The sequence below is a fragment of the Sphingobium terrigena genome (genome assembly GCF_003591655.1).
GTDB classification, from domain to species: domain Bacteria; phylum Pseudomonadota; class Alphaproteobacteria; order Sphingomonadales; family Sphingomonadaceae; genus Sphingobium; species Sphingobium terrigena.
This window is the reverse complement of sequence record NZ_QVRA01000017.1, coordinates 18,948-33,884: the sequence shown is the minus strand read 5'-3', so window position 1 is coordinate 33,884 and position 14,937 is coordinate 18,948. Positions and strand designations below refer to the sequence as shown.

Sequence of the window (14,937 nt, the reverse complement as noted above, 5' to 3'; positions counted from 1 at the left end):
GGCCAAGGTGAGTTTATCGCTCTCTATGCCGTGGTCAGCGCCTCCAACTGGCGCAGCATGTGTGCGCTGACCGGAATGCCCTCACGCATTGCCTTTTCGCGCGCGGCGAAGCGGCGGTCGCCGGGCATACGGGCCTGCCCCGCTTCTTGCAGCGCGGTGACCATTTGCTCCACCCGATCCGCAAACCCCACCGCCGATCCGCTCCGGCTGGGATCGATCAGGATCAGGCACTCGCCAGTACAGGGCGTTTGCGCGCCGGGATGAGCGGACCAATCCACCTCCGCCGAAAACAACCCGCCGGTCAGCGCGGCGGCCATGATCTCGATCATCAGCGCAATGGCCGCGCCCTTATGCCCGCCAAAGGGCAGGAGCGCCCCGCCATCCAGCACAGCTTGCGGATCGCGCGTGGGCTGCCCCGCCGCATCGACGCCAGCATCGGCGGGTAACATATGGCCATCGCGCGCGGCGATTTGCACGTCGCCATGGGCCAGCACGCTGACCGCCTGATCGAACACGACAATGCGCTCGTCGGCGCGCGGCGCGGCGAAGGCCAGCGGGTTGGTGCCATAGACCGGGTGCCGCGCGCCGGGCGGCGCGACATAGGCCATGCTGTTGACCATGGCGATGGCGACCAGCCCCTGCTGCGCGAACGGTTCGACATCGGGCCAGAGCGCAGCGAAATGATGCGATCGCCGGATGGCGACGACGCAGGCGCCGGTCGCGCGCGCCTTGTCGATCGCCATTGGCGCGGCGATGGCAAGCGCGGGCTGGGCAAAACCGTTGGCGGCATCCACCCGCAGGAAGGACGCGCCACCATCCTCCAACTGTGGTTGCGCCCGCCCATCGACCCAGCCGCTGCGCAGGGTGGAGACATAGCCTGCCATGCGGAACAGGCCATGGCTCATCGCGCCGTCCCGTTCGGCGCTGGCGCAATTGCGGGCCAATATGTCGGCCACCGCTTCGGACGTGCCATTGGCCAGGAAGATGCGGCGGAGCAGCGCGACCAGCGCGTCGAAATCCATATGGGTCATGGCACTACCCTTTCCTGCTTTGCATCGGGGCGCAACGCTTCGCGCGCGCGAAGCCATACGTTCTTTGCCCCATTGCCGCCCTTTCGCCGCCGTCCAGACTGGACGCCATGCCCGACGAACCGATCGATCTCGACGACCTTCGCCGCCTTTATGCCGGGGGCGGCGGGGCCGACATTCACGATTCGCATTTTCGCGAGGTGGCTGGGCTTCAGTTCAAGAGCGGGGACAAAAGGCGGTGGCCCTTTGCCGAGCCTTCGACGCTGCTCGATGCGCCCTATATTGCGGGCGGGCTGGCAGCGGAGACGCTTGATACACTGGACGTGGCGCTGATCGGCGTGCCGATGGATCTGGGCGTCACCAATCGACCCGGTGCACGCTATGGCCCGCGCGCCGTCCGCGCGATCGACCGCATCGGTCCCTATGAACATGCGCTGCGGGTCGCGCCGATGAACCATCTGACGGTCGCCGATGTCGGTGATGTGGCGATGCAGAGCCGCTATGATCTGGCGCTGTGCCATGCCGATATCGAAGCCTGCTATGCCATGATCGGCGCGACCAAGGCGATCCCGCTGTCGGTGGGGGGCGATCACAGCATCACCGGGTCGATCATGAAGGGGCTGGCGGCCACGCGCGGGCCGATGGGCATGGTCCATTTCGATGCCCATTGCGACACGGGCGGCATTTATGAAGGCTCTAAATTCCATCACGGCGCGCCCTTCCGTGAAGCCGTGCTGGCCGGGGTATTGGACCCTAAGCGATCGATCCAGATCGGCATCAGGGGCGGCGCGGAATATCTGTGGGAATTTTCCTATGCCAGCGGCATGACGGTCATCCATGCCGAAGATGTCGCGACCATGGGCATGAACGCGGTGGTGGCCAAGGCGCTGGAGGTGGTCGGCGATGGCCCCACCTATGTCACTTTCGATGTCGACGGCCTCGACCCGGTATTCGCACCCGGCACTGGCACACCGGAAGTAGGCGGGCTAACCACGCGGGAGGCATTGCAACTGCTGCGCGGGCTGGCCGGCATCGACATTATCGGCGGCGACGTGGTGGAAGTCGCGCCCGAATATGATCCCGGCACGGTGACGGCGCAGGCTGCCGCGCAAATGCTGTTTCAATTGCTTTGCCTGGTGTATCTGCGCCGATGAGCGACACCGGCATTCCACCCGAACCGGCGCTGCGGCGCGGCGTTACCGGTCCCGGCTTCTTTGCGCTTGCTTTCGGCACCATCGTCGGATCGGCATGGATGGTGTTGATGGGCGAGTGGGTGACGCCCGCCGGGCCGGGCGGCGCGGTGCTCGCCTTTTTGGGCATGACGCTGCTGATGGTGCCGGTCGCCGCCGCCTATGCCGAACTGGTCGCGCGAGTGCCGCGCGCCGGGGCCGAGTTCGTCTTTGTCGAAAAGGCGTTCGGCCCGTGGCCGGGATTTGTCACCGGCTGGTTCCTGACCCTCTATTTTGTGGGCATTTGCGCCTTTGAAGGACTGGCCTTGTCCTGGTTCCTCGAAAATCTGGTGTCGGCGATGGCCGGGTGGCCGCCGCTCTACAGCTTTCTGGGCAAGTCGATCACGGCGCTGGACTTGGGTATCGGGCTAACAGGGGCGGTGGTGATGACGCTGCTCAATGCGGCGGGAGCCAAGGTCGCGGTGGGCTTTCAAAAGCTGGTGACCTTCGCCTTTCTCGGCGCATCGGCGCTGCTGGTGGTGATCGGTTTCGTTCAGGGCGATCCCGCCAACTGGCAACCCCTGTTCGAGCCTGCCCATGGCGGCAGTTTTGCTGGCGGCATGTTCGTGATGCTGGGCGTGGCAGGCATGTGGCTGTCGGGTTTCCAGACGGCAGCGTCCGCCGTCGAGGAACGCGCGCCCGGCACCAGCTTCCATACCGTAGCCAAGGCGATGATGCTGGCGGTTGTGGTCGCCGCGATCTTCTACAGCCTCATCATCATCGCCTCCGCCTCGCTCATCCCCTGGCGCGATCTGACGTCGGGCGCGCTGCCGGTTGCAGCGGCGTTCGACCATGCGCTGGCCGGCGGCGTCGCGACCAAGGGCATATTGCTGGTCGCGATGGCGTCGCTGCTCAAAACCTGGAACGCGATGCATTTGTCGGCGACGCGGGTCATCTTGGCGCAGGCACGGGCGGGTTTCCTGCCAGCGGGGCTTGCCCATGTTGACGCAAAGAGCGGCGCGCCCCGGCGCGCGGCATTGCTGGTCGGCGGATGGACCTGCCTTGGCGTGCTGGCCGGGCGCGGCGCGATCAGCCCGATCATTGCGATGGGGACGATCTGCACCACGGCGATCGCGGCGGTTGCGCTCTTTGCGCTGATGCGGTTGCGCGCGATCGATAGGGGAGAGACCCGCCCTGCCTTCATTCTGCCGGGCGGGCAGGGGCTGCTCTTGCCTGTCGCGATCGGCGCGACGATCGTGACAAGTGCAGCGATCATCGCGCCCTTTGGCATGGCGACGGGCATACCACTGGAAATCTGGCTGATGCTGGGCTGGCTCGTGCTGGGCATTGCGCTGGTGATGGGGCAACGGCGCTGGCACCCCTCGCCCGCCTCGCTTCAGGCTGGATAGGCCGCGATCACCGGTCCCAATGCCTGCTCCAGCGGGCCGAGCCATGGCGCAAAATGCCGCCAATGATCGACGCCGTCGGTGAAGATCGGCTGGCGTACCTGTTCCGAACTGGCGGTACGCACCGCCCGCTCCGTCCGCCAGAAGGCAAGGCAGGCTTCCTCGAATGGCAGGCCGAGATAATCCAGCAGCCGTGCGACTTCGCCCGGCGTGTCGGCGACCATCTGCTCATAATGGACGCGGTGGACATGGCTGGGTGCGGCGGCATTGAACGCCGCCATCAGCGCGACATAATCGCTATAATAGCGGCCGATTTCGTTCAGGTCGTAAGTGAAGGCCTGACCGCGCGCGAAATGCTGTTTCCAGCCTGAAAAGCAGCAGCCCATCGGATGACGCCGCGCGTCGATGATTTTGGCGTTGGGCAGGATGAGCCGGATCAGCCCGACATGCTGCCAATTATTGGGCATCTTGTCGATGAAACGGGGCCGGTTGCTCTGGCGGTGGACGCGGGTGCGTTCGACATATTCCTCGCCCAGTCTTTGCCGGTCGGCGGGGGTGAGCGACGCGATCATCGTGGCGAAATCGGGAAATTCACCCTCGTCGATGCGCGATTGCAGGCGGCTGGCGATGATCATCATCTCCGGCAATTCCATCGTCCCTTCGACCTGGCTGTGGCTGGAGAGGATTTGCTCGATCAATGTGGAGCCTGACCGGGGCAGGCCGACGATGAAGATGGGGTCGGGCGCGGGGCAGCCGCCCTTGCCGCTCTTTGTGATAAAGGCGCTGGTGAAGCAGTCTGCGGTCGCCTGCACTTCGGTGGCAAATTCATCGGCGTCATAGGATAGCAAAGTGCGGCGCAGGCGGTTGCCGCGATCATAATGGCCAAAGGATGCGGCATAATTGTGTGCATCCTCCAGCGCCTTGCCCAACGAGAAATGGAGGTGAAAAATATCCTCGCTTTTCGCCGCTGCCTCTGGCGCCAGGGTCGTGAGCGCCTGCTCCATCGCCGCAATATCCTGCGCGTCGAGCTTCACCGTCTTGAGGTTGGCGAGGCTCCACCAGGCCTCTCCCATGGTCGGTTGATAATATACCGCCTGACGATAGGCGTGGATGGCGTCGGCCTGCCGCCCCAGCGTCTTGAGCGCATGGCCCAGATTCTGCCACAGCTGTGGCTGATCCGGCTTTTGCGCCAGTAATCCTTCGTAAATGGCCGCCGCTTGCGCCTGATCGCCCAGCCGCACCAGCACCGACGCCCGCAGCAGCGCATAGCCCGGATTGTCGAGCGGCGACTGCGCCAATATCTCGGCATGGGCAAGCGCGTCGGTCAGGCGGTTATTCTGGAGCAGCAGGCGGATCAGAAAATCGCGCGCCAGATCGAATCCGGGCGCGGTGGCCACCGCGCGTTCGACCAGCGTCAGCGCCGCACTCATATCCCCGCGCCGCCAATATATTTCGCCCAGCAACCGGGTGGCGGCCGGATCGTCTGGCAACCGCGCAAGTCGCGTATCAAGGATCGTCGCTGCATCCTCCAGACGCCCCTCATTCATCGCCATCGCCGCTTCGAGCAGGTCGCGATCGCGCGAGGAAGCATGGATGCCTGACAGGTCGGCGCGCCACGCATGGTCGGTGCGGCCGACCTTCCGCAATTCCCTAGCCAACAAAAACCAGCCGCTTGCCACGCCGGGTTGCTGCCGGGTCAGGCTTTCCAGCGCGGCGATGGCCTGCGGGCTGTCGCCCGTTTCGCTGGCGGCCTGCGCCAGTTCCCAAAGCAATGCAGGCACGCCGGGCTGGCGACGGGCAAGCGCGGCAAGGCGCGAAAGAGCGGTTTCGGCCTGACCCAGCCGTCGCAGCGCCTGTGCCGCCAGCAACTCTGCGGGCGGGAGTCCGGGGGCTTGCTTCAGTATCGATTCGGCCTGCGCCAGCGCCTCCGCCGGCTGCGCATCCAGTAAGGTGGCAGCATGGCCAAGCGCCTCCCTGAGCGCAACGGAAGGGGGGGTGGCAGGGCGCGAGGCAGCTTCCATGGCGGGTTTTGCTTCCTTTCTCGTCTGCACAATGAACAGGATATTGCAGTTGCGCAACAAAAGGTGCGATTGAAGGGCAGGAACAGCAAAATTAGGCTGTTGACTCCTGCAATCGTTACAGCATTATCAAAGTTGGACAAACGTACGAAATGACGAAAGTCCAAGGGGAATACAGGTAAATTATGATGCCGTGCCGTTGTACGGCAGGTCTGGAGGCGTGCGCCGTTTCTGGTCGCGGGGTTGTTTTGCTCTTGCAAAATGCGGGCTGCGACGCGCCATCTGACAATGTGCTGCAATGCGTCATAATCACGCGGGGAAACCGCGATTTGGGAGAGTGGAGGGCATCTTTTCAAGGGGGAGTCCAACACCATGAAGATTCAGTCTCGCCGCCGGTCGCAGTTTGTAAAGATATTGGGGGTGACAACCATATTGGCCGGTCTGGGCGCAGCAGGTATGGCGCGCGCCGCCGATGCCGTTGCAGACCCCGCCGCCGATCCGGCAATGGCGCTGCCAGCCGATGAAGCAGGCGGCGGCCTGACTGAAATCGTCGTCACCGCGACCCGCAGCGCGCAGAGCATCCAGAAAGTGCCGATCTCCATGCAGGCGCTGGGTGCCGAAACGCTGGCAGAACGGCAGGTCAAGGGCTTGAGCGATTTCGCTGCGCTGCTGCCGTCGGTTTCGTTCGAAGGGATCGGGCCGGGCCGCAACACCGCCTTTTTCCGCGGCATCGTGCCTGCGGGCGGTGCCTATGCCTCGGTCGGCTATTATCTTAACGACATTCCCATCACCGGCACCGAAGTGCCCGATATTCACGCTTATGATCTGGAACGGGTCGAGGCGCTGGCCGGGCCGCAAGGCACGCTTTATGGCGCGGGATCGCTGGCAGGCACCATCCGCATCATCACCAACAAGCCCAATATGGACAAGTTCGAGTTTGGTTATGATGTCGAGGCCAATAAATATGGCAAGGGCGACTTTGGCGGTCAGTTGGAATCCTACATCAACGTGCCGCTGAGCGACACATTGGCCGTGCGCGCCATGGGCTATTATCGGCGCGATGGCGGCTATATCGACAATACGCCCAATAACGGCCTGCTCAACAATGGCGCGCCAGCTGTTTACACGTTGGGCGACAATAATCCGGCGACCTTCTTCAACCTCGACAATAGCGACATCGCCAAAGATGATTATAACACGATCAAGGAATTTGGCGGTCGCGTGCAATTGCTGTGGGAACCGGTCGATGGCTGGTCGGTCGCGCCGGAAATCACGGCGCAAAAGCAGGTTGCCAACGGCTATTTCGGCTTCGATCACCGCGTCGGCGATCTGGAAGTGCATGATTACGACCAGACCAAAAATGACGATCGCTGGTATCAGGCGGCGCTCAGCATCCATGGCCATATCGGCGACTGGGATCTGGTTTCCGCCACCGGTTTCTTCAAGCGCCGGACCCGCACGCTCAACGATTATACTTATTACACCGTCACCTATGACGGCTTCGGGCCGGGCTATGAAAGCTATCTGCAATTTTTCGACAATTGCACCGGGTCAGGCGCTGCGCAGAAATGTTCGCTGATCGACCCGACGCAATTCTATCATGCCGATACGCACCGCAACAAATTCACACAGGAATTGCGCCTGTCGACGCCCAAGGACTGGCCGTTCGACGTCACGATCGGCGGCTTTTACCAGCGGCAGAAGAACAAGACGAACACCTATTATTCCATTCGCGGGCTGGACACGATCACCGGCTATACCGCAACCGGCGGCGGCGACGTGCCGGGTGGCCTGATCGGCGTCCCGGCCATGTACGGGATTGACTATGATGAGGATGGCAACCCCTTCTTCGACACCGGCAACGTCATCAACCCCAACGGCAATCCGCTTGGCACGATGCTGCTGGGGACACAGGCGGTAAAGGGTGACGGCTTCTACATCACGGAGCAGAACCAGCTTTATCATGACAAGGCGATCTTCGCCGAAGGCCATTACAACATCACGCCGACATTGAAGCTGACCGGCGGCATCCGCTATTTCTGGACCGATTATGCGGTCAAGGGCTTTGCCGGTGTCGCGGGATCTGCGGCCAATACGGTCACGTCGGTTTTTGTCCCGACCGGGGAAATGGGCTGCCCCACCCCGCTTCCTGCCGAGCGCCTGCAATGCCTCAACACCAATTTCCGCGCGCCCGACCAGACCGGGCGATACAAGGAAAAGGGCGAGACGCATAAGGTGGCGCTCGACTGGCAGTTCCAGCCCGACAAGATGGTCTATTTCAACTATTCCACCGGCTTCCGTCCCGGCGGATTCAACCGTCCGCTGCGCATCCGTAACTTTGGTCCAGTGGATGTCGCCCCGTTCAAGTCCGAAACGCTCACCAATTTCGAGCTGGGCGTCAAAACGACCTGGAACAATATCTTCCGCTTCAATGCGGCGGTCTATTATGAGAAATGGAATAATATCCAATATGGTGTCGTCGTGTCGGGCGCGCAGGGTGCGGGCATGACCGGCAATGCGGGCAAGGCGGTGGTCAAGGGTATCGAATATGATGCCGACCTGAAGCTGGGCAAGGTGACGATCTCCACCTCCGGCGCTTATAATGACGGCAAGTTGAAGGGCAATTTCTGTAACTTCGCGTTGGACCGTGACACCTCGTCCATTTCCCAACTGTCCAGCTGTACGCTGGGTGAGGATGTGCCGGAATCTAGTCCGCCAACGCCACAGGTCGCTGCCGCAAACGGCACCCGCCTGCCGCGCCAGCCCAAGTTCAAGGGCACGACCTCAATCCGCTACGACACCTATCTGGGCGACTATAGCGCCTATGTGCAGGGTGCAGCACTCTACCAGACCGGGGCGACGCAGGATCTGAACGTCGACAATAATGCGCTGCTCGGCAACACGAAGGGCTTTGTCAGCTTCGACTTTTCCGGGGGCGTCAAGAAGGACAATTGGAGCCTGACGCTGTTCATCCAGAACGCTTTTGACAAGCGCGGGCAGCTGACCAAAAATACCTTCTGTTCGATCGACTTCTGTTCCGGCTCGTCGCGCACCTTCACCATCAAGCCGCAATTTTTCGGCATCCGCTTCGGCCAGAAATTCTAACGGGCTAGGGATGAAATTGAACATGCCGCCGGGTCAGCGATCCGGCGGCATTATTTTACCCATTTGGTTTTAGAGCCGCCTATTTCTGCCCCGGATACAGCAGCCGCATGGTCACCGGCGCACCGCATTGACGGATCGCGACATCGACATAGCGGGCGCGTTCGGCCTTGAGCGAAGCCGATGTCAGGGCGAATCGCCGCTCATGCGCGACCTCATCGGCTGTGAAAGGCTTTGAACCCTTGGGGACACTCGCCCCGCCCAGGCCAAAGACCATATAATTGACCAGATCGGCGAGCTGCTGATTGTCGCTAATCCGGCTATGCGCGATATTGGGCAGGCGGATGAGATAGGCGCGCGACTGGGGCGTACACATAAACCAGCCGACCCGCCCGCGCAGTTCGGGAAGGGCCGCAGGGGCCGCGCTGCCCTGGATTCCATGGCAGCCGCCGCAATGTTCGGCATAGTCGGTCCGTGCCATATCCGGGTCGGTGATCGCAGCAGGCAGCACGCCCAATGGCGGCAGCGCGGCGCGGCCAATGCCGACCGCGCCGATCAGGAGCAGGGAGCCGAATAATAGTCTGCGCATCGCAATAAAGCCCTAGGGTGCAGACGCATGAATTGCGAGGATCGAGACAGGATTGTCCGGGATTCTGTGGGAGGAGAAGCGCGAAGAGCGGGCAAGATTGCCCGGTCGAGGGCTTCGACGTGCCACAGGACCCGGACAATCCTGCCCCGGAGGGGTGGGACGAAAATGACCGGTGGAGCGGTCGAACGCTTGCAAGATAGTCCCGCTATCTCGCAGCGCTCGCTCCCTCCCACCAACCATTTTCGTCTCCATCTCGACCTCGCAATTTATGGGTCTGCACCCTAACTGGCAGTTCCCACCAGCACCGCGGTCGAACAATGATATTCCATGCTGGTCGTGCCGAAGCACCAGATCACGTCATTATTGAGCTGTGGCATATAGAGCTGGGTTTCGCGGTCGGTATTGTCGCAACCGCACTGGCCGCAGGCGGGTTTGCCGCAACAGTCGCGATAGGCGATCAGATAGGCTTTGCCGTCGTCCGGGTTGATGCAGGTGCCGACCCAGGAAACAGGCGATGGCTCGGCCCCTGGCGGACAGCTGTGGATACCGCCGCCGCAACAGGTGCAAAGCGCACCGTCAATGGCGCAATAGCGCCAATAATCGCATTTGGTATCATCCTTGGTCTGGGCGTTACGCGCGAAACCTGTCTTGCCCTCCGGCGACCGGTCGGGCTTGGCCGCTTCGGCGCGGCTGACCGGCAAGAGCGGGAAAGCGGGCGCCGCCACCAGCGCCGCCCCCAGCCGCGAGAGCATCGAACGGCGCGATGTGCCGCCAGCCAGCTTGCGCAACAGGCGTTCCCCCATGGCGTCGGCGTCAAACTTCTTCATGTCACTGACCCCCTATATGCCGTTCAGGCTGCCTGCGCCTTTAACGATCCGATATAATCCTGCACGGTTTTGATCCCCATTTCATGGGCCACAACCAGGCTTTCGAGATGTTCGCGGCTGTTCACCAGCCCCTTGGACAGGATCGTCCCTTCCGCGTCCAGCAACACGGCATAGGGCAACTTGGCAACGCCAAAGGCCTGGCCGACTTCGGGACCATTGACGAAGGGATAGGCCTCCAGCCCGTGCTGCGCGATCATCGCCCGCTGGGCGGCGGCGTCATCATCACCGACGAAGCTGAGCGCAACCCGCTCGTCGCGGGCGAAGGATTTGGCCATCGGGATGATCGACTTGCACAACGGGCATTGCGCCGACACGAACATAAGCAGGCGCAGCGGCACGTCATGCGCATGACCGCCGATCGTCACCGGCGCGCCGTCCAGCAGGCGGGCGTCGACCTTGACCGTGGCGTCGCCGACCGCCGGGCCACCGCTGGTGGTCAGCGCTCCGGCGGGCGCAACCCGAATGTGCAACACACCGACCTGCCGCGCGACCGCCAGCAGCGCCACGCCAAGGCCCAGGATCACGATCCATGACAGAATTTGCGAGAGAATGAGCGATGTCATCATGAATGCTTATCTCCGGTAGGCGGCGGGCGACGCGATCAGCGCGCCGATGGAATTGCAGAGCAGATAGGCCAGATAGAGCGCGACACCGCCGACCATGGCCGTGCCGATATCCATCGCACCGAGCGGCGCCGCAGGCCACAAGCGCGGCACCAGCAGCAGGGCCAGCACGGCATTGCGAGCAACCAGCGGCCAGCCGATCGGATGGCGCAATTGCGACCGGCCACAACCGCAATCAATCTGGGTGCGGCCGCGCCGGATATTGATCGCCATCGCCACCCCGAACAGCGTCAGGAGGAGGATAGCCAGTATGACCGGCAAGGGCGCAACACCCGCGATCAGCGCGCCGCCAATCCCGATTTCAGCGATCGGCAGGATCATCGCGGCAGGCCCGCCCAGCCCGGCGGGGAGCAGCCGGTAATTGGCGATCACGCCCGGCAGCACTATGCGATGCCGCAGCTTTTCCAAGCCCGCGATCAGCAGGATCAGGCCAACGCCCACCGATGCGGCCAATCCCATGATCGCCAGCCCCAGCGCCATGGTCAGGACGGGTCCGCAACCGTGATGGTGCTGCCCCCGGCCTTCTCAATCTTGTGCTTTTCCTCGCCAGTCGCGACGTCGACGACGATCGCGCTGCCTTCTTCGCCGTTCATGAACAGTAGCGGCTTGTCGGTCTGCGACACTTCGATATTGTTCATCGGCTCCTTGAGGGCGCGGCGCTTGACAACCTTTTGCGTGGCCAGGTCAACCTCCCACACTTCGGTGCCGGACGCCTTGTGCGACCAATATTCGCCCATATGCATCAAGACGAACAGATGGCCGGACGGACGGTGGAGCGCCATGGGTTGGCGGCCGCCCGGATACCAGTTCAGCTCCAGCGGCTTGGTTTCACCCGGACGAATACCCGCCGCCGCCTGGATCGAGAAGGGGGCAGAGATGGTCGGCGTCGCACCCAGCTTGGCCTGATAAATCTGGCCGGTATAGGTCAGGAAGGTCGTTTCCTTCTTGCGCTTGTCATAAGTGAAGTTGTCGAAAATCGGATCATCGGTCGCCGAGAAGAAGGGCGCGCTATGGCTGATATCCGCCTTGGTCCCCTTGATCGCTACCGTGGCGAGCGAGCCGTCCGAGCAGAGTGCGGAAAAGCCAATACCGGGATTGGGCATCAGGCTGGCGCAGCCGGGCAGTTCCACCGCAGTCACGAATTTGCGCTTGACCAGATCGACGATATTCACCCCGGACACAGGACTGAAATCATAGACATAAGCGGTCTTGCCATCGTCGCTCACGATGAAGTTATTTTTGCGCGACCCGATCAAGATGCGGCCGGGCAGGGGGACTTCGGTGATCAGGTTCAATGTCTGGCTGTCATAGACCGACACCATGTCCTGCCGCGTACCGCGATCGCCCTTCGACCAGATGGTTTCGGCGACATAATAAAATTTGCCCGCCGGATCGATCGCGAAATCGGCCAGGCGGCGGGTTTCGACCATGCCCTTCATCTTGCCGGTTTCGCCGTCGAAGATGCTGGTGCCGGGCATGTCCCAGCCACCATCGACAAAGAACCAGGTCGGTTTGGGCGGGGTGATGGTCAGGACGTCGGACGTCTCCATTTCCAGCACGGCGCTGGTATCGGCGGGCGCGGCCTGAGCCGGGCTGACAAGCAGTGCCCAGCCCCATGCGGCGGCGGCGAACAATCCCCTGGCGGCGGTCCTCGGCATCTGGCGTGATCCCCCTTGATCGTGCGGACGGACAGATGGACTCAACGGCCCACATATCAGCGTCTGCGCAAAGATTGGACAGCTGTCCGATATTGGTCAAGCGCTTTGGCGGGCGGGACGTAAATATATTTTGCGTTGCAGCAATGTAGCGTAAAATCGGGCTATCGGCGGGTCTCAGGCGGCCTGCGCTATCAATCCTGCAAGGTCGCGCGACGTCACCGTTTTGGCAAGGTGCACAAATGACGTAGCGGCAAGCGCGGTGAAAGCCGGCATCTTGTGCGCCCAGGGCTTGCCATGGCCCAGAAACGGGGTCGATCCTTCCATCGACGCGCTGATGAACAGGGCTACGCTATGCACTTCGTCGGCGGTCAGCGCCGGATTTAGCTCGGCAACATATTCGCCGATGGCACCATGAACCCGCTCGTAAAAGGCGCGGACCCGATCGGCGACGAAATCGCTATGATTGGCCAGCGCCCATAATTCGGTGAACAAATGGGTGGTGCGCTTGGTCTGTATATCGTCCAGGCACAGGATGATGACGCGCCTCAGCCGCTCTTCGGCAGTCAGGCCGGGCTTGCGAACCGTCTGGTCCATCATCGCGCCATAGGAATCGACCAGTTCGTCCAGCATCACCTGGATCAGCATTTCCTTGCGCGGGAAATGATAGCTGACATTGCCGACCTTCATGTCGCAGCGCGCGGCGATGCGACGCAGGGTGAAGGCATCGGACCCTTCGTCGATCAACACCGCCAGCGCGGCTTTCAGGATCTGATCGACCGTTTCGGTCCCGCGTGCATAGATGCCGGGACGGGAGGGTGAGAATATCATGTCACTATCTGCCTTGCACCGCTCCTACCATCCAATTGAACGGGCCGCCACCCTTTGCCGCCATTTCGGGGCAAAGAGGCGTGGTGGCCGAAATGCCCAAATGACCGCACAGCGTCTGTGCGATTCGTCCTGTCAGTCAAGAATGTCATGCCTATGGGCAAGCTCGGCGCTAGATTGCGGCTTTTGCCACCATGATCACATGCACATGCAAAGATCGGCACGACGATAAAGCCCGAAAATCCGCGAAAATCCGCCGAAAAATCGCCATGCTGAACGCCAGGCGCGGGTGTCGCCCGGCACCCCGCTCTTGGCAGATGCGCCGCGCCCGACTGTTATGCGCATCCATGCCATGCGCCTCGATGACGGAGGGCGCTGGCGACCGCCATGATTGCGTAAGAGAGGCATCTGACCTGTGAGCGAGACCATCTTCGACTGTTCGGACATCGACCAATATCTCGGCAAGCCGATGCAGCCCGCCCGGATGCGCGAGCCGATCCACAATAATGACATTCGCCGCTGGGCGCAGGCTATGCATTATCCCAATCTGCTCCACTATGATGCCGACTATGCGGAGGAAAGCCGCTGGGGCAAGCTGGTCGCGCCGCAGAGCTTCGCCGTGACGATGGACGATGGCCATGGTGCCGGCCCCGCCTGTGTCGGCAGCATCCCCAATTCGCATCTGCTGTTCGGCGGTGACGAATGGTGGTTCTATGGCCCGCGCATCCAGGGCGGGGATATGGTCCATAATGAGCGGGTGCCGTTCGACTATGTCGTCAAGGATACGAAATTTGCTGGTCCCACCTGCTTCCAGCGCGGCGACAATAATTATTACAACCAGAATGGCGAACTGATCGCCAAGCAGCGATCGACCGCGATCCGCTATTCGGCGGAAGCGGGCCGGGAAAAGACATCGGCTGAGGTTGTCGAAAATACCGAGGATCCGGTCTGGACCGACCAGGAACTGGTCGAGATTCAGGAACGCAAGTTCCGCTGGGTCCAGATGCTGCACGATCTGGGCCATGGCAAACGCTATCTGGAGGATGTCGCAGTGGGCGATGTCCTGCCCGAACGGGTGTTCGGCCCGCACAGCATCGCCAGCTTCACCACCGAATGGCGCGCCTATCTGTTCACCATCTGGGGCGGCACGCACCGGCGGACCGATCTGGATCTGGCCGCGCTGGGCTTTGTCGATGAAATGGCGGGCCATGAAAATGATCCGGTGATGGAGCGGATCAACCCGGAACTGACCGACGGCGCCTATTTCGGTCCGTCGCGCGGGCATCTCTTCCCCCGCTGGGCGCGCTTCATCGGGATGCCGCGCGCCTATGGCTATGGCGCGTCGATGGGCGCTTGGGTGGTCGATTATCTGTCGGGCTGGGCAGGCGAATGGGGCATGGTGACCCATTCGGTAGCCTCCTATCGCGGTCCCGCCTTCACCGGCGACATCACGATCATGACCGGCACGATCGTCGACAAGTTTGTCGATGATGAAGGCCGCGAAGTCGTACAGGTGGACGTGCGGATGGCCAATCAGTCCGGCACCGTGCTGGCAACAGCCAAGGCGGAGGTTCTGCTGCCACGCAAGTGATTGGAACGGCGGGGCTGGCGACAGGCTTGCCCGCCCCGCCG

12 protein-coding genes are annotated in these 14,937 nt (G+C 62.1%); 4 read left to right on the top strand and 8 right to left on the bottom strand.

The features are described 5' to 3' along the window. Positions 1 to 23: 23 nt before the first annotated feature. On the bottom strand, positions 24 to 1,031 hold the full coding sequence (locus tag D0Z70_RS16735; RefSeq protein ID WP_119748430.1) for an Ldh family oxidoreductase: 1,008 nt from the start codon (positions 1,029 to 1,031) through the stop codon (positions 24 to 26). Positions 1,032 to 1,138: 107 nt separating this feature from the next. Here D0Z70_RS16735 and speB point away from each other — a divergent pair, with 107 nt between their 5' ends. Then, positions 1,139 to 2,182: an agmatinase gene (gene speB, locus D0Z70_RS16730; protein WP_119748428.1), complete on the top strand. Its 1,044-nt coding sequence runs from the start codon at positions 1,139 to 1,141 to the stop codon at positions 2,180 to 2,182. Continuing rightward, positions 2,179 to 3,606, top strand: a complete 1,428-nt coding sequence (locus D0Z70_RS16725; RefSeq protein WP_119748426.1) for an APC family permease — start codon at positions 2,179 to 2,181, stop codon at positions 3,604 to 3,606. Before speB ends, D0Z70_RS16725 begins: the two co-directional genes overlap by 4 nt. On the opposite strand, the gene D0Z70_RS16720 is transcribed toward D0Z70_RS16725, so the two are convergent. Continuing rightward, positions 3,594 to 5,624: a tetratricopeptide repeat-containing sulfotransferase family protein gene (locus D0Z70_RS16720; RefSeq protein ID WP_119748526.1), complete on the bottom strand. Its 2,031-nt coding sequence runs from the start codon at positions 5,622 to 5,624 to the stop codon at positions 3,594 to 3,596. The two genes, D0Z70_RS16725 and D0Z70_RS16720, sit on opposite strands and share 13 nt — an antisense overlap. A 369-nt stretch (positions 5,625 to 5,993) precedes the next feature. Between D0Z70_RS16720 and D0Z70_RS16715 the strand changes: the two genes are divergently transcribed. Further along, entirely contained in the window at positions 5,994 to 8,726 is a 2,733-nt protein-coding gene (locus D0Z70_RS16715; protein ID WP_420820388.1) for a TonB-dependent receptor, read from the top strand. 79 nt (positions 8,727 to 8,805) lie between these two features. On the opposite strand, the gene D0Z70_RS16710 is transcribed toward D0Z70_RS16715, so the two are convergent. The 6 genes from D0Z70_RS16710 to D0Z70_RS16685 form a co-directional block, all read right to left on the bottom strand. After that, complete coding sequence (locus D0Z70_RS16710) at positions 8,806 to 9,312, bottom strand: cytochrome c family protein (RefSeq protein ID WP_119748422.1); 507 nt, start codon at positions 9,310 to 9,312, stop codon at positions 8,806 to 8,808. A 281-nt stretch (positions 9,313 to 9,593) separates the two neighbouring features. Next, a complete protein-coding gene (locus D0Z70_RS16705; RefSeq protein ID WP_119748420.1) occupies positions 9,594 to 10,139 on the bottom strand; it encodes a methylamine dehydrogenase light chain in 546 nt (181 codons plus the stop codon). Positions 10,140 to 10,162: 23 nt separating this feature from the next. Continuing rightward, the gene (locus tag D0Z70_RS16700; protein ID WP_119748418.1) at positions 10,163 to 10,765 is read right to left on the bottom strand and encodes a thioredoxin domain-containing protein; all 603 of its coding nucleotides are present in this window, start codon (positions 10,763 to 10,765) and stop codon (positions 10,163 to 10,165) included. Between the two features lie 6 nt (positions 10,766 to 10,771). Continuing rightward, a complete protein-coding gene (locus tag D0Z70_RS16695; RefSeq protein ID WP_119748416.1) occupies positions 10,772 to 11,302 on the bottom strand; it encodes a MauE/DoxX family redox-associated membrane protein in 531 nt (176 codons plus the stop codon). A gap of 2 nt (positions 11,303 to 11,304) precedes the next feature. Then, positions 11,305 to 12,480, bottom strand: coding sequence for an amine dehydrogenase large subunit (locus D0Z70_RS16690; RefSeq protein ID WP_182914004.1), 1,176 nt, complete (start codon positions 12,478 to 12,480; stop codon positions 11,305 to 11,307). 174 nt (positions 12,481 to 12,654) lie between these two features. Then, positions 12,655 to 13,308, bottom strand: a complete 654-nt coding sequence (locus tag D0Z70_RS16685) for a TetR/AcrR family transcriptional regulator (protein WP_119748412.1) — start codon at positions 13,306 to 13,308, stop codon at positions 12,655 to 12,657. Positions 13,309 to 13,720: 412 nt separating this feature from the next. Between D0Z70_RS16685 and D0Z70_RS16680 the strand changes: the two genes are divergently transcribed. Then, a complete protein-coding gene (locus tag D0Z70_RS16680) occupies positions 13,721 to 14,896 on the top strand; it encodes an FAS1-like dehydratase domain-containing protein (protein WP_119748410.1) in 1,176 nt (391 codons plus the stop codon). The last annotated feature ends 41 nt before the right edge of the window (positions 14,897 to 14,937 follow it).

What these genes read in the sequence shown, in the direction of transcription:
- D0Z70_RS16690 (WP_182914004.1), bottom strand. Translation starts at nt 12,480, where the DNA reads ATGCCGAGGACCGCCGCCAGGGGATTGTTCGCCGCCGCCGCATGGGGC.
- D0Z70_RS16715 (WP_420820388.1), top strand. Translation starts at nt 5,994, where the DNA reads ATGAAGATTCAGTCTCGCCGCCGGTCGCAGTTTGTAAAGATATTGGGG.
- D0Z70_RS16720 (WP_119748526.1), bottom strand. Translation starts at nt 5,624, where the DNA reads ATGGAAGCTGCCTCGCGCCCTGCCACCCCCCCTTCCGTTGCGCTCAGG.
- D0Z70_RS16725 (WP_119748426.1), top strand. Translation starts at nt 2,179, where the DNA reads ATGAGCGACACCGGCATTCCACCCGAACCGGCGCTGCGGCGCGGCGTT.
- D0Z70_RS16700 (WP_119748418.1), bottom strand. Translation starts at nt 10,765, where the DNA reads ATGATGACATCGCTCATTCTCTCGCAAATTCTGTCATGGATCGTGATC.
- D0Z70_RS16695 (WP_119748416.1), bottom strand. Translation starts at nt 11,302, where the DNA reads ATGGCGCTGGGGCTGGCGATCATGGGATTGGCCGCATCGGTGGGCGTT.
- D0Z70_RS16685 (WP_119748412.1), bottom strand. Translation starts at nt 13,308, where the DNA reads ATGATATTCTCACCCTCCCGTCCCGGCATCTATGCACGCGGGACCGAA.
- D0Z70_RS16705 (WP_119748420.1), bottom strand. Translation starts at nt 10,139, where the DNA reads ATGAAGAAGTTTGACGCCGACGCCATGGGGGAACGCCTGTTGCGCAAG.
- D0Z70_RS16710 (WP_119748422.1), bottom strand. Translation starts at nt 9,312, where the DNA reads ATGCGCAGACTATTATTCGGCTCCCTGCTCCTGATCGGCGCGGTCGGC.
- D0Z70_RS16735 (WP_119748430.1), bottom strand. Translation starts at nt 1,031, where the DNA reads ATGACCCATATGGATTTCGACGCGCTGGTCGCGCTGCTCCGCCGCATC.
- speB (WP_119748428.1), top strand. Translation starts at nt 1,139, where the DNA reads ATGCCCGACGAACCGATCGATCTCGACGACCTTCGCCGCCTTTATGCC.